The sequence below is a fragment of the Cupriavidus sp. MPR-AND1C genome (assembly GCF_058809705.1).
The window spans coordinates 117,996-140,215 of the sequence record NZ_JBXASU010000007.1 but is presented as its reverse complement, the minus strand read 5'-3'; the positions used below and the strand labels follow the sequence as shown (position 1 = coordinate 140,215).

Annotated in this window: 18 protein-coding genes and 4 pseudogenes; 17 read left to right on the top strand and 5 right to left on the bottom strand. The window is 62.3% G+C overall.

Translation table 11 applies throughout. The annotated features are described in order from the left end of the window. Positions 1-208 precede the first annotated feature (208 nt). Positions 209-376, top strand: a pseudogene (locus AC1RWI_RS06950) (LysR family transcriptional regulator); the annotation flags it as partial. Between the two features lie 248 nt (positions 377-624). On the opposite strand, the pseudogene AC1RWI_RS06945 reads toward AC1RWI_RS06950, so the two are convergent. Continuing rightward, a pseudogene (locus AC1RWI_RS06945) lies at positions 625-813 on the bottom strand (ATP-binding protein); the annotation flags it as partial. Positions 814-994: 181 nt separating this feature from the next. Between AC1RWI_RS06945 and AC1RWI_RS06940 the strand changes: the two are divergent. The 10 genes from AC1RWI_RS06940 (at position 995) to AC1RWI_RS06895 (ending at position 10,875) form a co-directional block, all read left to right on the top strand. Then, positions 995-1,201: a hypothetical protein gene (locus AC1RWI_RS06940; RefSeq protein ID WP_492865302.1), complete on the top strand. Its 207-nt coding sequence runs from the start codon at positions 995-997 to the stop codon at positions 1,199-1,201. A 404-nt stretch (positions 1,202-1,605) separates the two neighbouring features. Continuing rightward, entirely contained in the window at positions 1,606-1,752 is a 147-nt protein-coding gene (locus tag AC1RWI_RS06935; protein ID WP_236702015.1) for a hypothetical protein, read from the top strand. 3 nt (positions 1,753-1,755) lie between these two features. Continuing rightward, entirely contained in the window at positions 1,756-2,103 is a 348-nt protein-coding gene (locus tag AC1RWI_RS06930; RefSeq protein WP_492865318.1) for a glycoside hydrolase family 19 protein, read from the top strand. Between the two features lie 12 nt (positions 2,104-2,115). Then, complete coding sequence (locus tag AC1RWI_RS06925) at positions 2,116-2,694, top strand: phage holin family protein (RefSeq protein ID WP_492865300.1); 579 nt, start codon at positions 2,116-2,118, stop codon at positions 2,692-2,694. 20 nt (positions 2,695-2,714) lie between these two features. Continuing rightward, entirely contained in the window at positions 2,715-2,972 is a 258-nt protein-coding gene (locus AC1RWI_RS06920; RefSeq protein WP_158408280.1) for a hypothetical protein, read from the top strand. 112 nt (positions 2,973-3,084) lie between these two features. Further along, positions 3,085-3,312 carry a hypothetical protein gene (locus tag AC1RWI_RS06915; protein WP_043346244.1) on the top strand — a complete coding sequence of 76 codons (228 nt, stop codon included), beginning with the start codon at positions 3,085-3,087 and terminating at the stop codon, positions 3,310-3,312. A 173-nt stretch (positions 3,313-3,485) separates the two neighbouring features. Next, positions 3,486-4,709 carry an 8-amino-7-oxononanoate synthase gene (gene bioF / locus AC1RWI_RS06910; protein ID WP_492865298.1) on the top strand — a complete coding sequence of 408 codons (1,224 nt, stop codon included), beginning with the start codon at positions 3,486-3,488 and terminating at the stop codon, positions 4,707-4,709. After that, a complete protein-coding gene (locus AC1RWI_RS06905) occupies positions 4,706-6,037 on the top strand; it encodes a cytochrome P450 (protein WP_419188875.1) in 1,332 nt (443 codons plus the stop codon). The genes bioF and AC1RWI_RS06905 overlap by 4 nt, the downstream gene beginning before the upstream one ends. Before the next feature lie 915 nt (positions 6,038-6,952). Beyond that, the gene (locus tag AC1RWI_RS06900) at positions 6,953-7,747 is read left to right on the top strand and encodes a substrate-binding periplasmic protein (protein ID WP_043346239.1); all 795 of its coding nucleotides are present in this window, start codon (positions 6,953-6,955) and stop codon (positions 7,745-7,747) included. Then, positions 7,744-10,875: a bifunctional diguanylate cyclase/phosphodiesterase gene (locus AC1RWI_RS06895; protein ID WP_492865295.1), complete on the top strand. Its 3,132-nt coding sequence runs from the start codon at positions 7,744-7,746 to the stop codon at positions 10,873-10,875. The genes AC1RWI_RS06900 and AC1RWI_RS06895 overlap by 4 nt, the downstream gene beginning before the upstream one ends. A gap of 837 nt (positions 10,876-11,712) precedes the next feature. Here the strand turns inward: AC1RWI_RS06895 and senA are convergent. Continuing rightward, the gene (gene senA, locus AC1RWI_RS06890) at positions 11,713-12,912 is read right to left on the bottom strand and encodes a selenoneine synthase SenA (protein WP_492865293.1); all 1,200 of its coding nucleotides are present in this window, start codon (positions 12,910-12,912) and stop codon (positions 11,713-11,715) included. Between senA and senB the strand changes: the two genes are divergently transcribed. The 6 genes and pseudogenes from senB to AC1RWI_RS06860 form a co-directional block, all read left to right on the top strand. Beyond that, complete coding sequence (senB, locus tag AC1RWI_RS06885; protein WP_043346232.1) at positions 12,911-13,918, top strand: selenoneine biosynthesis selenosugar synthase SenB; 1,008 nt, start codon at positions 12,911-12,913, stop codon at positions 13,916-13,918. The genes senA and senB overlap by 2 nt on opposite strands. Before the next feature lie 84 nt (positions 13,919-14,002). Then, positions 14,003-14,866, top strand: coding sequence for a putative selenate ABC transporter substrate-binding protein (locus AC1RWI_RS06880; protein ID WP_492865291.1), 864 nt, complete (start codon positions 14,003-14,005; stop codon positions 14,864-14,866). Next, a complete protein-coding gene (locus AC1RWI_RS06875; protein ID WP_043346229.1) occupies positions 14,863-15,690 on the top strand; it encodes a phosphonate ABC transporter ATP-binding protein in 828 nt (275 codons plus the stop codon). Before AC1RWI_RS06880 ends, AC1RWI_RS06875 begins: the two co-directional genes overlap by 4 nt. Continuing rightward, on the top strand, positions 15,687-16,508 hold the full coding sequence (locus AC1RWI_RS06870; RefSeq protein ID WP_492865316.1) for a PhnE/PtxC family ABC transporter permease: 822 nt from the start codon (positions 15,687-15,689) through the stop codon (positions 16,506-16,508). The genes AC1RWI_RS06875 and AC1RWI_RS06870 overlap by 4 nt, the downstream gene beginning before the upstream one ends. A 3-nt stretch (positions 16,509-16,511) precedes the next feature. Then, the gene (phnE, locus tag AC1RWI_RS06865; protein WP_492865288.1) at positions 16,512-17,309 is read left to right on the top strand and encodes a phosphonate ABC transporter, permease protein PhnE; all 798 of its coding nucleotides are present in this window, start codon (positions 16,512-16,514) and stop codon (positions 17,307-17,309) included. A gap of 29 nt (positions 17,310-17,338) precedes the next feature. Beyond that, positions 17,339-17,539, top strand: a pseudogene (locus AC1RWI_RS06860) (cobyrinate a,c-diamide synthase); the annotation flags it as partial. 91 nt (positions 17,540-17,630) lie between these two features. On the opposite strand, the pseudogene AC1RWI_RS06855 reads toward AC1RWI_RS06860, so the two are convergent. The 3 genes and pseudogenes from AC1RWI_RS06855 to AC1RWI_RS06845 form a co-directional block, all read right to left on the bottom strand. Continuing rightward, positions 17,631-17,798, bottom strand: a pseudogene (locus tag AC1RWI_RS06855) (IS6 family transposase); the annotation flags it as partial. Continuing rightward, positions 17,758-18,579: a 4'-phosphopantetheinyl transferase family protein gene (locus AC1RWI_RS06850; protein WP_492865286.1), complete on the bottom strand. Its 822-nt coding sequence runs from the start codon at positions 18,577-18,579 to the stop codon at positions 17,758-17,760. The gene AC1RWI_RS06850 and the pseudogene AC1RWI_RS06855, both read right to left, overlap by 41 nt. Before the next feature lie 54 nt (positions 18,580-18,633). Beyond that, the gene (locus tag AC1RWI_RS06845) at positions 18,634-21,627 is read right to left on the bottom strand and encodes an acetoacetate--CoA ligase (RefSeq protein WP_492865284.1); all 2,994 of its coding nucleotides are present in this window, start codon (positions 21,625-21,627) and stop codon (positions 18,634-18,636) included. Between the last annotated feature and the right edge of the window lie 593 nt (positions 21,628-22,220).

Below are 22,220 nucleotides of genomic sequence, written 5' to 3'. Positions count from 1 at the left end.
ATCGGACTCAGGCGACGGCATCAGCTTCGTCGCCGCGCCATGAAAACCTGCCGCCGGCCCTAAAAGGATCCGGATCCTCGCCGTTAAGCAGCCACGCCTAATTCAATCTGTACATGGGGAGCTGGCAGGCTCTGTCGCGATAGGGGTGTGGTGACGAGCTAAGTGGGTGAGTGCCGCGCGGGTCGAATCTTCTAGAGGAACAAAGCGCGATATGGTGTATCGCCCATGGTCGCTTGAGGGCAAAGAGATTGAAGCGCGGCCGTTTGGCTCCCCCCCGCCAGATATGGAAGTTGGCCTGCTTTGGCGGAAGGATGTGGAACTCTCGCAATCCGCCACCGCAGTTCGCGACTTTCTGATCTACGCCTGCAGCCGTTAGTTGCTCGACGCATTGGGTCAGTGTAATGCAGAGCGCTGCTCAAGCCGTACCACGATCCAGTCGATGAAAACGGGAACCCTGCGATTCTTCTTGGCCGAGGGTGGATAAAAAGCGAAACTGGTGCGGTTGGTGTCTTCCACTCGGGAGGAGAAGGACCAGAAGCCCTTGAGAGATTGGGGTGGGTATGGTTGAACGGTAGAGCTGACCAATACCTAGGCCCTGTACCACCATGCTGAGGTGGCCGTTACTTCCACGGCTTGCGCACCGATAGTGGTGCCGATGTGCGTTTTAACCGTGCCGGGCCCGCCCACAAGGACGACGTTGTGGGCAGACTCGAGGAATTCGCATCGATAGAGTTACCGCACGAGTGCCTCGTTCATTTCAACGCAACTGAAATCGAAGCCGACCAGATCCTGAAGCGCTGGAAACTTGGCTAACCACGAGTTTGTCACGCTCGTGCCAGGCACACCATATCGGGTGTGGGCTTGACGATACTTGCTGCTCCAAACGGATTTCCTACGATATAGATGTTGGAGGTCACGAAAAGGTCTGGAGGCAAATATGTATCGGCATGAGCGCTCACTGGCGGTGATGTACCCGCTAGGCACAGGAGAGTGGTTGTTCGCCGTAGTCACCGGACCGCGAGTTGTTCACTTCGGTCCATTCGAATCGAGGGATGATGCGGACGAAATTCTCGCAAAGATGTATCCGGATACACCGATGGTTGAACTGTCGGTGCAGCCAAGGAAACTAGATAACGATGGTGTGTCGATCCTCGGATATGCCGCCGCGCAGCAGGTAGCGTTTCAAGCGGAAGTCGGCTAGTAGCCGCGTCAGCAGCCATCGCCAGTAGCCACCTTCGGGTGGCTCTTTCATGCCCATTGCATGCGCAAAAAAAAGACCGGACCGCGCGGGGGCGTCCAGTCCGATCCTGCGCAGCGGCGCTAAAGGTGAAGCAGCTACCGCTGCGAGGCGTGAATTTAAACATATCAATATCTGATATAGGCGGCGTCTAATTCTCTTGTTGTTGTCGGCCAACGCTTAAAAATATTAAGCGGTGGGCCAAGTGCATGCCTCTTCATTCCACGCGCGCTCGTCCACGCACAAAGCCACCTTTGGGTGGCTTTTTCTTTGCCGGAGTCCGCATGGACCAACAAGTCTTCTAGGCCGCTGCCGGCCTATCGCCGGCGCTCTCGGCACGCTGGTGGCCACACGTCGAGCCGGCGCCGTTGGAGTTCGGCATCCTGTCGCCGGCGCGTGTTGCCGCGTGGATCGCGCCGACCGGCCACAAGTCGCTGGGCTTCTCGCTCACACGCGAACTGTGGGGGCCGACCCCAGCGCAGATGCGCTGCGAGCGCGACCTGTCGGCGCGGTAGCCGCTGGCGGACAAGACCGGCCGCAACCAGAGACCATTCGAGCTGGGCAACAGCCAGCCAGGAGACGGCAAGCGCTTCATGGGCCGTGGGCTTATCCAGATCACCGGGCGCGCGAACCACCGTGCATGTGGCGCCGCCCTTGGCTTCGACCCGGAGGCGGCACCGGCAATGCTCAAGGGCGATGCGCTGGCCGCGCGCTCGGCGTGCTGGTTCTGGGCAAGCCGCAATCTAAATGCGCTGGCAGATGCCGGTGACTTCGAGGCGCTGACACGCAAGATCAACGGCGGCACCAATGGGCTAGCGGACCGCAAGGAGCGTTGGGCCCGCGCAAAGCAATTCATCAGGGGATAACAGGGAGGGTACATGCAAGAGCACGAAAAGAGCCTGGCGATGCTGATCGCAATGGACGAGATGATTGCCCTGGGGAAGCTGCTTGTGAGCGATGAACACCTGACATTCCGGCTGATCATCAGCCGGGCACTCCTGGGCGCGGCCACGTCGATAATTGCTGGCGTGGGCCTGATCCAGTTTCCGGAGCCGCCGCCGCTGGCGCTCTATGGCATTGGCAGCGGCCCCGGCATTGTTGGCTCGCAGTACATCGAGGTGTGGCTGAAGCGCAGGCTGCGCCAGGGGGGCCGGGAAATGAAGACGGTCATCTGGGGCGCCTGTGGGCTGGCGGCGCTGCTTGGCGCCGTGCTCGCGGTGATGCTGGCCTATCTGCTGTATTTCGCACCGTGGACGGACGCCGCCGCTCAAGCGCTGCAGGCGGCCACCGAACGCGCCGGTCGGGTGCAGGACGCCAACGAGCGCTGTACAGCTGACGTGGATAAGGCCAACGGCGCCGTGGCGGCGCTGAAGGCGGCGGCGGCCGAGCGTGCGGGCCAGGTTGCCGCGGCGCTGGCGCAGGCCGAGAGCCGCGCGGTGGCGGCTCTGCATCCATGAGCTCGTGCTGGCAGGCCCGCATGAAGCTGCGCGCCCGCTCCGGATCCCGGCACGTCATCCAGTCATCCCACTCCGCCCGCGGCACGATGACGATCATTCGTTTATCCTTGCCCGGTGCATGGAAGCGGTTCATCAGCGGGTGCTTGTCCGAGTCGATGGTCCGCATGGTGAACGAGAGCGCGCCGTCTTACCAATCCCGCCACCGGCCGGCGATGGCGAACTCCGGCTCGTCCTTCAGCCAGATCCGCCAGCGCAAGGACTTGGGCCCGGCCTCGTAGTTCGGCTCGTAGAAGCTGGGGCCGGCACTAGCTGGGGCCGGCACTAGACAGAGCTACCTATTCGCAAATCCTTGGAGTCGACGCGGACCGCCCACAGGACGTTCTTCATAAAATGACGGCAGCGAGCTTTGCCTCCAGCGGAGTATCTGACGAAGGCTTGCAACTTCGGCTTTGTCGACCGGCCGATGGCATACAGCAGGCGCTGGCCGAACTGCGCGACAGCGGGGGGCGGCTGGACGAGGATCCGTCGCTGGTCGTATCGTTCAACGAGCGCCAGCGGCTGGTGAACAAAGCGCTATTCGACCACCTCGATCAGGAATACATGGCGGGCGAGGCATAGCGGCTTCCAGAGTGCACCGGCTAATGGGTGTCATTCGGCACAATACGCGGAATTTCACGCAATTTCCCCGCCTTCTTCATGCAACACGTCAGCAAAATGTTCTGGTAGTCCGGTTTGCCATGAGCGCGGGTACGCATCTAAGATGCATTTCCCAATCGTCCACCGATGCTGCCATGCTGCTTGACCGACTCACCCAGGCCGCCGCAGAGCGTGCCGAACGCGCCATGACGCGCAGGCGGCGCGTCACACACACAGCCTGCGCGCCGCATCAGGAGGTCAGCCATGGATGCGGCGAGCCCCGCACGCTGTTGAGTTTTTGCAGCAACGACTACCTTGGGCTGGCCAACCATCCCACGGTTATCTCCGCCTTTGCCGAGGGCGCTTACCGCTATGGCGCGGGCAGCGGGGCATCCCACGTGGTTAACGGGCACTCGTTGGCCCACGACCATCTGGAGAACGAGTTGGCGCGGTGGCTGGATTCACATATCCCCGGCGCGCAGGCGCTCTATTTCTGTAGCGGCTACATGGCAAACATGGCAGTGCTGAGCGCGTTGGGCACGGCCGGCGCTACCCTGTTCTGCGACAAGCTCAACCATGCCTCGCTGATCGACGGGGCGCTTCTGGCACGCGCCCATGTAAAACGCTACCCGCACGGCAACACCACTGCGCTGGCGAGACTGCTGGCCGGTAGCGACAGCCCCCTCAAGCTGATCGTCACCGACAGCGTATTCAGCATGGACGGTGACATTGCCCCGCTGGTCGAATTGCTGGCATTGGCCGAACGCCACGATGCCTGGATCGTCGTCGACGACGCCCACGGCTTTGGCGTGCTGGGGGAGAGCGGTCGCGGCGTGCTGGAGCATCTGGCACTGGCCTCCGAACGCTTCATCTACATCGGCACGCTGGGCAAGGCCGCCGGCGTAGCCGGCGCCTTCGTGGCTGCGCACGCAACCATCGTGGAGCATTTGGTCAACGTGGCACGGCCCTATATCTACACGACGGCCGCGCCACCGGCCGCAGCGCATGCGCTGCTGGCTAGCCTGGCGCTGATCGCGGGCGAGGAGGGGCGTCGGCGCCGCGCCCATGTGGCGCAACTTATCGGACAGTTGCGAGCAGGCCTGGAGACATTACTGGCCTGCCATGCGGAGGCCGGCTGGCAGCTGGCCGATAGCGATACGCCTATCCAACCACTGATCGTAGGAGGCAATGCCGCTGCCATGGCCCTCTCCGCCGCGCTGGAAGCTGACGGCATCCGCGTCACTGCCATCCGGCCGCCAACGGTACCGGAAGGCACGGCGCGCTTGCGCATTGCGCTCTCGGCAGCGCACACGGCGGGCGACATAGCGCGCTTGCTGGACTGCCTGTCTGCCATCGTGGCGCAGCGGGAGGCGGCATGAGCGCGCCGGCCCGTCTCGCCACATTCGCCAGGCTCGGCATGCACGCCCAAATGGAGGCTGAGGCGCAAACGGAAGCGGTGATCGAGAAGCCAGCGTCCTGTCGCCCATTCGTTGACGCCACATTCTTGCACGATCCCTATCCTCTCTATCGCGAGCTGCGTGAGGCTGGCCCTATCCATTGGAGCGAGGAGTTCTTCGGCGGTGCCTGGTTGCTGACCAGGCACGACGACGTTGAGGCCGTGCTGCGCGATCCCCTTTACTCAGCGCGGCGCACGGGTGGCTGGGTGATGCGTGGCAACGAGGAATCGCGCCAGACGCTCTGTCCCTTCCAGCGCCTGTTCAGCCGGGCGATGCTATTTCTCGACGCACCGGATCACACGCGCCTGCGGCAGGTGCTCAATGCCGGCTTCCGGCCGTCAACCCTACGCGCCAGCGCAGGCGCGATCGAGCACATGGTGGCCGGATTGATGAGTGGCATTGACGAAGCAGGGCCGTTCGATTTCATGGAGAGGATTGCCAGGCCGCTCCCGGCAATGGTGATTGCGCGGTTGCTCGGCATGGACGCGGCCGACCAGCCGGAATTCCTGGCCTGGTCCGAGGATCTGGCCGCCTTCATCGGCGCACCGGATCCTGATCAGGGGCTAAAACGACAAGCGCAGGTCAGCCTGCTCAAGCTGAGTGCCGCCTTCGAGGCAATGCTCGCGCGGCGCCGGGAGCAAGGGGCAACGGTGCTGGACGCAGCGGGTGACGATTTGATCGGGCACCTGCTGCGAGCCGAGGCCAGCGGCGAGGTGGAGTCCGGGGCCGAACTGTTGGCGCAATGCGCCATGCTTCTGTTCGCGGGACATGAGACGACCCGCAATCTGCTCGGCAATGGACTGTATGCCTTGCTGAGCCATCCGGATCAATGGCGGCGCCTGCAGCGGGCTCCCGAGTTGCTGCCGAATGCCTTGCGCGAGCTGTTGCGCTACGAGAGTCCGGTCCAATACACAGGCCGGCGGGTCACCACGGACGTGGTCCTGCATGGGCGCCGGCTGCGGCGCGGGGAACTAGTGGTCCCTCTGATCGGCGCTGCCAATCGCGATCCGGCGCGCTACAGCAACCCGGACAGCCTGGATATCTCCCGGCGGGAGGGCTCGCATTTGTCTTTCGGACATGGCCCGCATTTTTGCATTGGCGCCGCGCTAACGTTGATGGAGGCAGAGATTGTGTTTCGGGCGCTGTCAGCCCGCTGGCCCGAGCTAGCGCTCCTGGATGCCAGTCCACATTGGAACGGGAACCCCGTCTATCGAGGACTCGCTAGTCTGCAGATACGCTGCCTCCCTTGAAGCACACCAAGGGCGCAAGATAAAACGACTCGTGGACCAGATAAGGCAGCCTAATCCAGCTTCATTCGCGCGTCTTTTGCCAGTTGCCACTACTGTGCGATCTCGGCACCCACGCACTGGCGGAAATGCTCGGCGTGACCATGCCCGACAACAATAGCTTGTTCGGCGAGCGTATTGTGAACTTCAGAATTCTACAGGACCGTCTGCAGGTCCACTCGCAGCCGCTCCTGGACATTCCGCAGAGTACCGCGAGGGACGGCTACGCCGTACCAGAACGCACCGCTCGACATGGTGATACCGGCTTCGGAAAAGGTGGGAACTGCGCGATACTAAGGCAACCGTGCCGCTCTCGACGGAACTGGAGCGCACCCGCGAGCAGGTGGCCGTCGCGCAGGGGCGTGCCAGCGCCACCGAGCGCTGCGCCAGAAGGGCGAGCAGCCGGCAGCGGACCTGCGCGCCGAACTGGCGGCCGTGCAGGTGAGGGCGCAGGAAGCCGCCGTGGCCGGCGCCGAGGTGCGGGCGCGGCGCCATACTGGACTGGCTGCAGCGGGCGGTCCACGCCGGGCAGACGGTGGAACCTTTCCGGGGAGTCGCTACGAAGCAATAGCTGACCACTGCCGAAGAGCCAGAACCCAGACAAGAGTCCTGGGCGGGAGCACCAAGTTCCGGTAGTGGTGGGGGAGGCGGAGGATGGCTCCGCTGTGCTCCAGAAGCTGGCTTGGTTGCCAGCGATTCATCTACAATGCCCGGCTGGGTTGGAACCGATATCATGGGGCATTCCAGGGCAACGCACCGTCCTTGGCGAGGCAGCATCCGGCCCATCGACCAGGAATACGCGCGCTGCAAGACCAAGTTCGATTACCTGCTGGCGATCATAATAATATTGCACCCGAACCTCACTACGCTGGAGAGACCGTGATACGAAGTGGACTTGGTGGCTTGCTCCTTGCGCTGTGCTGCGTAGGCCCCGCACGCGCGGGCGGTCCTGATTGCTCACGCCCATTCACCCTTGCGTTGCACGATCACGGCCTGCTCTATTCGCTTGACACCGATACCGGTATCGACAAGGATTTTGCCAATGAACTGATTCGCCGCAGCGGCTGCCAGATTAAAGTCAGTCTCATGTCGCGCGCCCGTATCTGGAAACTAATTGAATCCGGTGCGCTCGATTTCAGCCTGTCCGGCATTGCAAGCGTCGAACGCAATCAATACGCGTCGTTCGCTTGGTACTTCAGCAACAAATACTATCTGCTGGTACGCAAGGATGCCGGCATACGTATGCTGTCCGACTTCGAGCACAACGACCAGCTTCAACTCGGTGTCATCCGCAGTTTCCGCTACAGCGACTCTGCCAACCAGTTGGTGGACAAGCTAGCACCCGTCAACCGCGTCAGCCAGGCCGGCGGCCTTGAGCCCCTGTATGAGGCGCTTGTCCTCAGGCGTATCCAGGGCATGATCATTGAACCCTTCGATTACCCCGCGCTCGATGCAAAGAAGATTCGCGACGTCACCACAATTGTCGAGTTCAGCGACCCGGCCGTCCCGCACGGTCTCATCATGTCGAAGAAGGCGCTGTCATCCTCCGAGCAGGATAAGTGGCGTGCGTTGGTGCAAAGCATGCGCACAGATGGAACCGTACGCCGCATATTCGAAAGATATTTCAACCCGGATCTGATCGATTCCATGGTCGATTTCAAGACGCCATCGTGACCTGGATGCGCCTCGTCTTACTTCCAATTCTGATCCTGTTCGCCGGATTCGGTGTGACGTGGACAGTTTGGGATCACGAACGGCAAGCCTCCCGGCATGAAGTGCTATCCCAATTCGATTTCGCAATGAGTGACGCTGTCAGCCGCATCGAACAGCGGATGGCGACGTACGAGCAACTACTGCGGGGCGTGCAGGGCATGTTCGTCGCGAGCGGCTCGATGGACCGCAATAACTTCCGCGACTACCTCGGCGCTGTCAATCTCGATGCAGACTTTGCCGGAATCCAGGCCGTCGGCGTCGTCAGGTGGGTACCAGCGACTGACAAGGAGGCACACGTCGCTGCGATGCGCCGGCTAGGTGTTGCCGGCTACGCTATCAAGCCCGACGGGTTGCGCGAAAACTACGCACCGGTCGTCCAGCGCGAACCGTATGCCGACGGGAATTCTGCAGTGCTTGGCGTCGACTCCTGGGCCAGCCCGGTACGGCAGCTGGCGATGCAAAAGGCACGCGACTCGGGGATGGCGACTGTATCCGGGAAGGTTCAACCGATCAGAGGCAATGGGGAGGATTACCCACCCAGCTTCGTCATGTACCTCCCGGTATATGCCCGAAACCAGCCACCGGATACCGTCGCAAAGCGTCGCGCGCACCTGGTTGGCTGGGTCTACGCTGAATTCCGTATGCGAGACGTGATCGCCAGTCTCTACGGCGAGCAACCGCCGGGACTCTCCCTCGCTATCTACGACGGTGTCGAACCATCTGCTGCGGCACTACTATATCGTTCGTCCGACCGAGGGCGGCAACCGAATTCAGCGATGTCGGCCAGTGAATATCTGGTTGTGGGGGGACACAGTTGGATGCTCTCCGTGACCGCAGGTAAGGACTTCACGGCTCGCTTCGGTCGCAATTCCGAAACACTGATCGTTTGTGCCGGTACTGGTCTCAGCCTGCTGCTCTCGCTACTGGCCTGGGTATTGGTGACCGGTCACAGCCGTGCTATGCGCCTGGCTTCCACGATGACCGGAGAGTTGCGGGAGAGTGAGAGAAAATTTCGTGCCTTCGCCGATTGCGCAGTCAACCTGGAGGTCTGGTTGGGATTAAATGGCAAGCCGCGCTGGATCAGCCCATCCGTCAAGGAATACACCGGCTTTACCGTGGACGAGTGCATGGCGATGCCCGACTTCGTTGGCACGCTAGTCCATCCAGAAGATCTGCTACGTGTCGCACCTGTCCTTCTGAAAGGGCTGCAGAGCTTTCGTGGCAATGATCTTGAATTTCGTTGTTTCCGCAAGGATCGCTCGCTGCTCTGGCTTTCCGTCTCCTGGGTTCCCATACACAGCGCCAGCACCGTTTTTACGGGGGTCCGAATCAGCGGGCGAGATATCACCGAGCGCAAACTCCTCGACGCCGAGCTTCGTATCGCCGCGGTCGCTTTCGACTCGCTGGAAGGGATGATGGTCACGGATGCAAGCGGCACGATCCTGCGCGTCAATTCGGCTTTCACCGAGTGTACCGGCTACACGGCCGACGATGTAGTGGGGCAGACGCCGCGAATACTTCAGTCAGGCCGTCACGACGCGGCATTCTTCCGTGAGATGTGGGACACGATCCACCGCGCGGGTGGATGGCAAGGCGAGATCTGGGATCGTCGAAAGAATGGCGAGATTTATCCGAAATGGCTCACGATCGCTGCAGTGACAGGAAGTGATGGGGGGGTGACGCACTATGTCGGCACGCACCATGACATTACCGAACGCAAGCTCGCCGAAGATCGAATTAAGGAACTGGCCTTCTTTGATTCCCTTACGTGTTTGCCTAATCGCGCCCTGTTGTCGGATCGCCTGAAGCAGGCCATCGCGGTCAGTGCCCAATGCGGATCCTCTGGCGCCTTATTGTTCATCGACATCGACAACTTCAAGACACTAAATGATACGCTTGGCCATGACAAAGGTGATTTACTGCTGCAACAGGTAGCGCAACGTCTCGCTGTCAGCGTACGTGAGGGTGACACGGTCGCGCGGGTAGGCGGTGACGAATTCGTCGTTGTGCTAGGAAATTTGGGCGAAAGCGGACAGGAAGCCGCCAGTAAGACCGAAGCCATTGGTGAGCAGATTCTCTCCGTTCTCCGCAATACGTTTTCTCTTGATGGTATCGAATATCGCAGTACTTCGAGTATTGGCGCGACCGTGTTCAAGGGACATCAGGCCTCCATTGAGGTACTCCTGAAGCAAGCCGATCTCGCTATGTACAAATCGAAGGAAATAGGGCGCAACACGATGTGCTTCTTCGATCCAACCATGCAAGCCGTCATCCTGGAGCGAGTTGCTCTTGAGGCCGGTCTGCGCAAAGCAATCGAAGAAGATCAGTTCCTGCTTCATTACCAGGCACAAGTGACCTCCAACGATCGCCTAACAGGCGCCGAAGCGCTGGTGCGTTGGCAGCACCCGGAGCGCGGTGTCGTATCTCCTGCCGAGTTTGTCCCACTGGCCGAGGAAACTGGTTTGATCCTCGCACTCGGAAAAAAGGTGCTGGAAACCGCCTGTATTCAACTGGTGAGATGGTCGAGCCAACCAGAAATGGCCCATCTCACGATCGCAGTAAATGTCAGTGTCCACCAGTTCCGTGCGCCTAACTTTGTGGCCGAGGTATTGAAGGTAATCGAACAAACGGGAGCGAACCCGACTAGGCTAAAACTGGAATTGACAGAAAGCGTGTTGGTGGAAAATGTGCAAGATATTGCAGAAAAGATGCGCGCGCTTAAAGACAAAGGCGTAGTTTTTTCCTTGGACGATTTCGGTACCGGATATTCATCACTTTTGTACTTGAAACGCCTCCCGTTAGACCAATTGAAGATCGACCGATCATTTGTGCGTGACATCCTTATTGACCAGAATGACGCCATAATTGCCAAAACTATCGTTGCGCTTGGACAAAACCTTGGCCTGGAGGTGATCGCGGAGGGTGTCGAGACCGAAGCGCAGCTAGAGTTCCTTGCTGGAGCAGGATGTTCTGCCTATCAAGGTTACTACTTCTGCCATCCGCTGCCGATCGAGGGCTTTGAAGCGTTTGTGAGCGGGTTCGATTTCCGTCGACGCGAATCAGAATTCGCGCAACAAGCGCAGGACTGAGCGGCATGGATTGATGGGGCCATGTCGGCCAGCTGTTGCTGGGTAAGACCCAGGGCAATCCGCTCGCACTGGATCGCCCTGCCTATGGTTGCGGGGTTGATGGAAGGCTCCAACGTGTAGACGACAAACGTCGGGGCCCCCGCACGCTATCTTTGTCTCCCGCCTGAAGTTGCCGCTGACTGGTTCTGGAAGCGAAATGTCATGCCGCGCCTGAAGCTGACAATCGTGGGGCGAGCACGCCATGTGGGATGCGGAGCAACGCGTCGGCGTGAAATTCTTGTTGCATACGGAACGCGTGCTCCCCTCGCTCCATCGCTTCGATCAGTCGGATTTCAAGCGGCCAAGCGCCCCCGTTTCTGCGAGCCACGGTTTAGAGGATGTCGGCCACTCCTGTAGCGGCATAAACCAGTCCAAGATTTTAGCCGCCCCCCCCGGGTCAGAATTCGGTGCAAATCAACAGCAATGACGCTCTGCACCTATGAAAACAGTGTGATCCGTCTCCTGGGGGATGATTCAGGTCGATCTGGCAGGGGGCAGGGTCCGAGTCTCGTCGATCCTCAGTTTCTACAAGGACGATCTTCTGATGCGGAGCCCGACGTTGATTTCCTACATCAATCGTTATGTGCCAGTGCGGCTACCTCCATGCATGGAAATCGAGTTCATTCCCCACGACTGGACGGTCAATACGCAAGGCCGCAGTTGCCAGCGGACTGATTGATGTTCGCTGCACCCGTCACGGCAGCTGCCGCCCGTTGCTGGGCCGTCCCCATCGCTTGAGACGATCGGCGAATTTTCCCTGCGATGGCGTAACAACGTGGGCAAGCGGAATGACTGCAATCAACCGCAGGTGCGGAATCCGACGAAGATGTCGTTACGGGGCGGCAGATAGAAGTTTCGGTAGTGAGGATGCCGCATCCTGGCGTGGGTGGCGAAGGACCCACCGCGTACGGAGCGGTGCGTGTGAAACCAGGGCGCTGAATATTCCCGGTAGGGGTCTGCCAAGAAACCTGAATAGGGTTCGAAAGGATCCGCCGTCCATTCCCATACCGCCCCTCCCCAGCGAATCAAGCCGTGGCTCGCGGCATACTCCCACTCGGCTTCGGTCGGCAGGCGCCGCCCGCGCCACCGGGAATAGGCCTCCGCTTCGTAGGCATTGACATGGCAGACCGGGAGGTCAATGGGAAGCGGCTCCCACTGTCCGAACCAGCGTTGCTCCCAGTGTCCTTGACCATCGTGCGCCGATTTGCGCCAGCGGTTCGGTTTTGTGAGCCTGGTATGCTTCAGCCACGCCCTCCCTTCGTCCGACCACCAGCGCTGGTCGCGGTAGCCACCGGCCGCGACGAATTCAGCGAACGCGCCGTTGCTCACGCACTGGCGGTCGATACACAGGGGAAGGATCCGGATTGGGTGGGCCCATTTCTCGTTGTCGAACACGAATCCATCGTCATCGGATGCGCCCATCAGGAAAGCCTCGCCTCCCATCGCCACTTCGCCGCCGTGGGGTTCGAGGGGCGGCATCGCAAGGGGTGCATGCAGGGGATAGTCAAGGGTCTGGCGCATGTAGGTCAGCGCCTCGGCGTGCATATCCTCGTGGAACAAGGCGAGGCGAAAGAAATAGAGCGCCTCGTCCGTGTCGTTGGCTGCGGCGAGCCTGGCGCGCACGCCCTCGAGCACGGCGGCCACATAGTCGCGTATCTGCGCAAGCGGGGGCAAATCGAGATGCCAGCGGTCCCGATGGGCAACATGCATGGAATCGAACCAGCGGTCCGCGTCCGCCAGCAAAGAGGGCCGGCTGGCAACGAACGCGCCTTGGCGGCTGGCCCGCGGATCCCGCAGTATCCAGTGCTCCGTAAACCAGGCGATATGGGCATACTCCCACAAGGGCGGATTGATCCCCGGTTCATAGCGGACCTGCCATCGGGACGGCGACAGATCCCGGAGAATGGCCCAGGTGCGCCGATGGGCATCGACGAACGCGCCATCCAGCCCGGATTTGTTTATCCTTCTTGCAGCAACGCCTTCAGCCTCCATCGTCATGCGTCCTCCCAAGACCACAGTGGCAATTATCAGCCCGGCTCTGCGCAAAGCCAACAACGGCAACTGGCAGACCGCTTATCGCTGGTCCCGCTTCCTGCGCGCCGCATGCGAGGTCTCGCTGGAAACCGAATGGTCGCCCGCAGACCACCCCGGCAAGCCGCCCGCGTGCATGATCGCGCTCCACGCCCGGCGCTCGGCCGATACCGTCGGCAGGTTCGCCAAGGCCTGCCCGGGTAGTCCCCTGGTGGTGGTGCTGACCGGCACCGATCTCTACCGCGACATCCGGACCGATGAGTGCGCCCAGCGCTCGCTCGATCTCGCCACCCACCTGGTGGTATTGCAGGAAGAGGGGCCCGCCGAACTGGCCTCGCACCATCGCACCAAGTGCCGCGTAATCTACCAATCGGCGCCGGCGCTGACACCGGGGACGCCTAACCAGCGCACCTTCGACGTCGTCCTGGTGGGCCACATGCGGGCGGAAAAGGACCCGCTTACGCCCATGCGGGCGCTGGAATGGCTTCCGGACGATTCGCCCGTGCGACTGATCCACATCGGCGATGCTCTGGAGAACGAGTATCTGCGAGCGGCACAGGCTTTGCAAGCGCGGGCCTGGCCTACCGTAGGGCGCTACCTCTGGCAGGCGGGCTTGCCGCACCATGACACGCGACAGCGCATCCGGCGGGCCCAGGCGATGGTCATCTCGAGCGTCATCGAAGGCGGCGCCAATGTGATTATCGAGGCAGTGACCGCCGGCGTGCCCGTGCTGGCCAGTCGCATCCCGGGCAACATCGGCATGTTGGGCCGAGACTACAATGGTTACTTTGCGCCGGGCGATTGCCGGGAACTGGCCCGCTTGCTCGACCGGGCGAGCCGTGACCCTGCCTTCCTGTCCCTGCTGCAACGGCAATGCGCCCGCCGGGCGCCGCTGTTTGCGCCGGCGCGGGAACAGGCAGAAGTCATTAGACTAGTGACCGACGCTTTGAGCAGACCCGATACCCTACAATGACTACCCCAATGGCGGCGGGGCCGGCCCGGGTCGCCGTCGCCTAGGCGCCCATTCGCAATCCCACTTCCCCAATCGATCTCTGCTATGCACCCCATTCTTGCCCGTACCCAGAAGCGCTTGTTGGCGCTAGCGCTGATGGCCGTTGCCGGTCTCGCGAGCGCCCAGGCGGTTCTCAAAGTCTCGGCGATTCCCGACGAGGCGCCGACCGAACTGCAGCGCAAGTTCGCCCCCCTTGGCAAATACCTGGAAAAGGAAACCGGCATGAAGGTGGAGTTCGTCCCGGTCACGGACTATGCGGCAGTGGTCGAATCACTGGCGACGGGCAAGATCGACATGGCCTGGCTGGGCGGCTTCACCTACGTGCAGAGCAAGATCCGCACGAAGGGCGCGACGATCCCGATCGTCCAGCGGCAGGAGGACGCTGCGTTTACCAGCAAGTTCATCACCGCGAACAAGGCGATTCAGTCCCTGGCAGACTTGAAGGGCCGCACCTTCGCCTTTGGGGCGCCGTCCTCCACCTCGGGCCACCTGATGCCGCGCCACTTCCTGCTGCAGGCCGGCATCGATCCGGACAAGGACTTCAAGACCGTTGCCTATTCGGGCGCCCACGATGCGACGGTGGCCTTCGTGCAGGCGGGCAGGGCAGACGCCGGCGTGCTCAATGCCTCGGTGTGGAACAAGCTGGTGGAACAGAAGAAGGTCGATCCCGGCAAGGTGAGGGTGTTCGCCGTGACGCCCCCTTACTACGACTACAACTGGACGGTACGGGGCGGCCTCGATCCCGCGTTGCGAAAGAAGCTGACTGAGGCCTTCCTCAAGCTCGACGCGAGCAACCCCGCACAGCGAGAGATCATGGCGCTGCAGCGGACCACCAAATTCATCCCGACCCAGCCGGAAAACTACGCCGGCATTGAAGCTGCGGCCTTTGCCGCCGGCCTGATCAAGTGAGCTTCCGGCTCGATGCGGTCGGCGTCAGCTACCAGAACGGCCAGCGAGCCCTCAGCCAAGTGAAGCTGGCGGCAAGCCGCGGCGAGCGCATCGCTGTCATCGGGCCGTCTGGGGCCGGCAAAACATCCCTGCTGCGCCTGCTGGGAACGTCCCTGCGTCCGACGGACGGTCGCGTCGAGGTGCTGGAACAAAGCCCCTGGGCGCTCTCTGCCGGGCACCTGCGGCGCTTGCGCTGCCGTATCGGCACGGTGCACCAGGCGCCGCCGATTCCGCCGCGGCAGCGCGTCGTCACGGCCATCCTGGCCGGGCGCCTCGGCGTCTGGCCAGGGTGGAAATCGATGCTTTCCCTCGTCTATCCGTCAGACCTGGCGGGCGCGAACGAGCAGCTTGCCCGCCTTGACCTCGCCGACCGGCTATTCGATCGCTGCGACCAACTGTCGGGAGGCCAGTTGCAGCGGGTGGGGGTCGCGCGCGTGCTGTATCAGCGCCCTGAGTTAATCCTGGCGGACGAACCTGTCTCGGCGATGGACCCGGCCCTGGCCAATCTCACGATTGGTGAACTGACCAGGGAAGCTTCGACGCGGGCGGTGACCCTGGTCGCCAGCCTTCATGCGGTGGATCTCGCGCTACGCTGGTTTCCCCGCATCGTAGGACTCAAGGCAAGCGAGGTCGCCTTCGACCTGCCACCTGGGCGCGTCACGGATGCGTTGCTCCGGGATCTTTATGCTTCCGAGAGCGGGGTTCTGCCGGTACAGGGCAGCCAACCTCTGGTCGTGGCCGCAAACGCTTCTGGCGGCAATGGACGCAAATCGCCGTGCCGCTGAACGCCCACCCCCGCGATCCGGAGGCTATGAAGCGGGCGACCGGCCTGGTCGTCGCATTGATCCTGTTGTGGCCCTTGCTAAGCCTTTCCCAGTTCAGACCGTCGGCGCTGTTCGATGCCGGCAACCTGGATGTGATGGGCAACTTTTTGCGCGGCTTTCTCCCCCCGGATGTTTCGGCCGAGTTTCTCGGCTACGTGGTCAAGGCCACGTTGGAGACGCTGGCGATCGCCACTGCGGGCATTACCCTCGCTTTCGTGGTCGCCGCGCCTCTCGCCCTGGCGATGACGCGCAGCCTGTCGATCTCCCGCATTGGGCCCGGACCCGGGCGCAAGCGGCGCAAGGTGCTGCGCATTGGTGTGCGGGCCTGGGTGCTGGTCTTGCGTGGGGTACCGGAGTTGGTCTGGGCACTGGTCTTCGTGCGCGCTCTGGGCCTGGGACCGGCAGCGGGCGTGCTGGCGCTGGCGATCACTTATGGTGGCATGCTGGCGAAGGTCTATGCGGAAATTCTTGAATCCACCGACAAGCACGCGGTGGATGCGCTGCTCGGCAGCGGTAGCGGGCGGTTGCCGGCTCTCTTATACGGACTGCTCCCGAACGCGTCGCAGGAGTTGGTCTCGTACACGGTCTATCGCTGGGAGTGCGCAATTCGGGCCTCGGTGGTGATGGGCTTCGTCGGCGCTGGCGGGCTCGGGCAATTGATGGACCAGGCGATGAAGCTGCTCAATGGCGGCGAGACGGCGACAATTCTGCTGGTCTTCTTGCTGCTGGTGCTGCTGGCCGACGCGGTCAGCGCGCGTCTGCGCAGACTGTTGGCGTAAATGATGAGCGAGAAAGCCAAAGCCAGCGAGCTCTGCATGAGTTGCCTGCTCACACTGCTTGCCCTGGCAACCATTGTGGCGGGCAGTTTCGCCTATCTCTCGCTCAGCCTCGACCGGCTGTTTTCCATGGCCGCTGCCGGCGAGATGCTACGCTTCGTCCTGTCTTTCTTTCCCCCTGACCTGTCGGCAGAGTTCCTCGCCAGGACAGCCAGGGGCATGCTCGAAACGCTTGCAGTTTCCGCGGTTGGCACCTTGTGTGCCACAGTCCTCGCGCTAGCCCTGGCGCTGCCCGCCTCCGGTCGTCACGGCGACGCCATGCGTGCGCTGTCACGCTTCATGCTGAACCTGCTGCGCTCCGTGCCGGAACTCGTCTGGGCGGCGCTCACGGTGCTCGCCGTGGGCCTGGGACCGTTCGCCGGGACCCTCGCCCTAGCACTGCATACCGGCGGCGTGCTGGGTCGCCTGTTCGCCGAAGCGCTGGAGAACGCTCCGAGCGCGCCGGGCAATGCACTCCTGGCGGCGGGTGCCTCTCCCGCGCTGGCCTTCCTCTACGGCACGCTGCCTTGCGTCCAGCCGCAGTTCCTCGCCTACATCCTGTACCGTTGGGAAATGAATATCCGCATGGCGGCCATACTGGGCTTCGTCGGAGCCGGCGGGCTTGGACAGATGCTTTACTTCGAGCTTTCGCTTTTTCACCTGGCCCAGGCCTGTACCGTGACCATCGCCATGCTTGCGCTGGCGGTTCTGGTCGACGCGGCGAGCGCAACGGTGCGCCGCAGATGGGACAATGCCCACGCATGAAGGGAGGGTGATCGGGCTGCAAACCGCCGTTCGACGGCACCTCGTCCAGCCCCGACCTGGCTGAGACCTGCAGCGTCCCGGTGCTGGCGTTGATCGACGCGTCGGCAATGGCACAGACCTTCGCGGCCATCGCGCACGGATTGGTGAGCTTCAGCCCCGGCTTACCGTTTTACGGCGCGCTGGCCAAACAGGTCGCCAGTGCCCGCCATGGTGAATTGCAGACTTCGGCAAGCTCGTCACGCTGCCCGATGGCGTGGTCGATATTGGACTCTGTCACGATAAGGGGGCTGGAGCAGCAACGGGGTAAGAAGAAAGCTGCGGTTATACGACCAGGGAGTAGAACTGCTCGGCAGTGGACGGATTGCTCCCCTTGGGGGTGGGCATCTGTCCTTTGCGGATCATGTGCCTGATCTCGATGCCGCCCAGGATGATGCGTGCACAGCGAAAGTTATGGAACCCCAGCATCGGCCTGACGCGGCGTTTGATCGCCCCAGGTCGATAACGAGTAACGGTGGAGGGTGACGCTTGCGTCTTCGAGCGAAGCGGCTAGCGCTCCGCGGACTTCCGGCCCGAGGACGAGGTCGAGACACGTCCAGCCGGAAATGGTTGTGCCGTTATGCGAAGCACACCAGCGTCCCTCGCCGAGTAGCAAATCGTCTTCTGTCGTATAGGCGTTCGGCTCGCCGGAGAGACCCATGCCGAGAGCCTTCAGCAGAGCTTCCTTTCGGGTCCAGATACTGAGCAGGGTTGCAGCCGAATCGGGTCGCGTCGGGTCAAGCGCCTCCTCCTCGATCGGAGAGAATATCCCGCGTCCAATGCCCGCAACGTCTACGCCGTCAATCCGTCGCTCCACGTCCACGCCGACGCGGCAATCCCATGCGAAAGCGAGCAGCGTCATCCCGTCAGTGTGGGAAACACTGAACGCGAGGCTTGCAGCGTGCGGCCACTGCAAGGCGGGCTTGCCGAATGGCGTAATACTAAAGCGCAGGGATTCGGGTTTGCAGCTCAGATAGCCGCCGATCAGCCAGCGGAGAACGCTCCGCCGGGCAATGAAGTAGTTGCGATTCCTTGCGTGTCTGTAGGCTCGGGCACGCTGTCTCTCATCCGGCGAAAGCGTGTAGGCGAGCGTCGAACATGCTGGTTCGACAAGAGCGTCATTCAGTACCCACACATGCACGGCTCTTTCCGGTAACGAGAGGCGGCTCGGATCAGGCAGTATGGGAGACGCGGTACGCCCCGCGCTTCGGGCAGTGACAATATCGTGCTGCATGCCGTTCGATCCTCGCTCACGCCTTGCGGCGCCTCATGAAACACGCCAGCCGCGTCACGCGTTTGCTAACCCCTCGTCCAGTAGCGCCGCGACGACCTGCAAGTTCGGTTCGACGAGCATATCGTTATGGCCACTGGGCACTTCGGAAATCATCAAGCCGCCGCGCGCGACACGCCGCCACAGCGATATCGGATCGCCCCGATCCTGCTGGCGAATCGCCGCGCGCACATAGACAATCGGGCCCGCGTGATACGGCCGCGGCCGGTAGGTCGTCATTGCTAGTCCCATTGTTTCGCGCACGCGCCGAAGCGCAGGCGGCAACGATTCAGTGAAGGGGTCCGGCCGGCGCCTCATGCGCCCGCGGCTCATCCGCACGCGATCTGCCGCCCTCCCGAGCATGTACGTCAGGTAACCGAAAAGCTGCGACGCAGGCACCGCGCGCAGCTTGCGCCACCGCTCGCCCAAATAGCTGCAGCGGTGTTGCATCCAAGCACTCCATGGCAGGAAATGCTCGTGCACATAGGTATCGAGCAGGCACAGGAATTCGATGTGCTCGCCAGCGCAGCTCAGCTGCTGCGCAATCGCGAACGCGACCAGCCCGCCGAACGAGTAGCCCGCCAGCGCGTACGGTCCGTCCGGCTGCACGGTGCGCATCTGTTCGATGTAGCTGGCTGCCATGTCTTCGACGCGCCGCTGTGTCAGCTGCTCGCCATCAAGGCCTCTGGCTTGCAGTCCATAGACCGGGCGTGGACTACGCAGCGCGCAGACCAGCCCCCAGCATTCCATCACCGAGCCGCTCAAGCCATGCACGAGGAATAGCGGCGTCCCGGTGCCGGCGCGTACGGGCACAAGGATCGGCGACGGCGGCGGCGGTGCGCCCTCGTCGATCGCGGCGGCGAGGCGCGCGATCGTCGGCGCGATCAGCAGCGTCGCGAGTGGAATCGTGCGCCCGGTCGACTGATGCACGTCGGCGAGCAACCGCGCTCCGAGCAGCGAATGACCACCCAGGTCGAAGAAGTTGTCGTCGCGACCGATCGGCGCGAAGTGGAACAGTTTCTCCCACAGCACCTGCAAATGACGTTCTAGTTGTTCGCGGGAGTCGCAGGCGGGTGGCAATTCGCGCGCCGCCAGGTTTAGTGCCGGATGGTTCTGGATCGAGTCGAGGCATCCGGGATTGCGTAACGCCGCGGCATTGCCGACCGGCAAGCCGTTGATCGCATTGCGCGCGGCCGCTTCGGACAGCTTGCCGTTATGCGTGACCGGCAACTCATCGACGGCGATGATCAGGTCTGGCACGTGCGCCGGCGACGCACGACGTGCGAGGTCGCGGCGCACTCGGGTGGCCAGCGCGCCAGTCAGCGCGACGCCATCCTGCAAGACCAGCAGCAGCACGATGCGCTGGTCGTACCTCTCCGCGTGCGTGCGGTCAGGCGGCGCGGCGCATGACCGCTGCTCAACCACCAGCGCCTCGCGAATGTCCCGGATATCGCTCAGCACACGATAGATCTCGCCCGGACCAACGTTGATGCCGCGAACATTCAGTATGCCATCGGAACGGCCATGCAGCCGCGCAGTGCCTTCCGGCGAAAATTCGATGCGATCGCCGTGCGTCCAGACACCTGGGTTTCTGGTGAAATAGGCAGCGTGAAACCCCTTGCCGTCCATGTCGCCAAAAAAACCGAGCGGACGTGATGGAAACGGATTCGCGCAGACTAGCTCGCCGATTCGGCTGGTGTGGGCACCCTGTTCCCACGCCTGAACATCGAGCGCAAGGCTCTTGCATTGGGCTTCCCCTGCATAGATCGGCAGATTCGGATTCCCCAACACAAAGCAGCCGAGAATGTCCGTGCCGCCCGAGATCGACTGCAGGGGCAGCGGCTTCACGTGATCGCGCACCCATTCGAACTGCGCGTCGAACAGCACAGCACCGGTCGACATCATCGCGCGTAGTGCGCCGAGATCGAATTGCTGCCCTGGCATCAGGCCCGCGTCCTCGCACATCTTCAAGTAAGCGGGACTTGTGCCGAACACGGTGACGCGCTCGTCGGCGACGAGGCGCCACAACGCATCGACCGTCGAGATCGGGCCGTCATACGTAACGATCTCGACCCCGGACGCGAGCGCCGACAACTGCCAGTTCCACATCATCCACGCGCAGGTGGTGTGAAAGTACAATCGATCGCCGGGCCGCAGGTCGCAGTGCAGTCGATGCTCCTTCAGATGCTCGAGCAGGCTGCCGCCAGCGCCGTGCACGATGCACTTCGGCTTGCCGGTAGTGCCCGACGAGAACATGATGAAAAGCGGATGGTTAAACGGGAAGCGCCGCCACACGAAGCTCCCGGCATCGCCACTGTCGATCAGTTCGCCAAGCGAATAGACCCGCTGCTTGACGGTGCCGGGCAAGGTTCCGTCGTCGAGCCGGACGACGCCCTGCAGCGACGGCAACGCAGCAGCCAGATCGGCGACGTTATCCGCCAGCGACATGCCCGTGTCGAACTCCCGCTCCGCAACGTGTGCGAACAGCAGCCGCGGCGCTAGCGGCGCGAAGCGATCGAGGATCGTCTCGACGCTCATCTCGGCCGCCGCGGTCGACAGCGTTGCACCGAGCGCGGTGACGGCCAGCGCGGCAACGACCGCATCTGCGTCGTTGCGCATCACACCAACCACGCGGTCCCCATCGCGCAGCCCCAACTCCGAAAGAGCATGCGCGAGACGAGCTACTCGATTGCGCAGTTCGCCACGGGTCAGGCGTACACGTCGGCCATCTGCGTGACATGCGGTCAGCGCAGGTGTGTCGGGCGCCGCTACCGCCTGGCCAAGCAGGTTGTCCGCGTAGTTCAGTTGGACCTGCGGGAAGAAGCGTGCATGCTCGCACTCGTCGCCGACGCAGACCGGCTCGGTGCTGCCGGACCATGCGAGCCCGTGCGACCACTGCACGAAGCATTGCCAGAACGTCCGGTACTCCCGTACCGAGAAATCGTGTAGCGTATCGTAGTCACCGAAGACTTGGCCGGTGTATGCCTGCAGGGCCGTGGTAAATGCGGTCATTTGCGACGCCGCGGCGCGCTCGGATGTGCTGCCATAAATGGGTAGGCGTCTCATGGTCACGCTGGGCAGAACGACTCGTCGAACAGGTAAAAGCGATCCATCCAATGCTCCACGGAGCCCGGTGCACACCGTTCGGAGCAACGGCGTGTTCTGATGATCCAGACTAATGACTCGCTATCATTTGCTCTGTGCGAAATCGCACGAACTATTACCAAACCACAGGCAACGACCAGCGAGCTTGCATAGACATGACTGGGGCGGCCACCGCAGCATCGCAGGCGCCACTTGGCAACTCAGGCAGAAGTTATATCCGGACGTTTGGACTGCCGCGGGTACCCGACGGGTTCGCTCAATCGGCGTGCTTGCGGCCCAGAAGATGTCGTACCTCTCTTAGCTCATGCTCCGAGCCGTCCGCCGCCTCCGAGCGTTACACCTTTCGCCGCCCTGCGTTGGCGGCAAGCTTCTGCGCAGCCCTGGCGGGGGAGGGAATCCAGGATGCTCGCTCGGGCCTGTTCCTCGCTGCGCCGCGTCGGGTAGGGAAGTCCACGTTCCTGCGCGAGGATCTGATGCCGGCCGCCGGGCAGCGCGGCTGG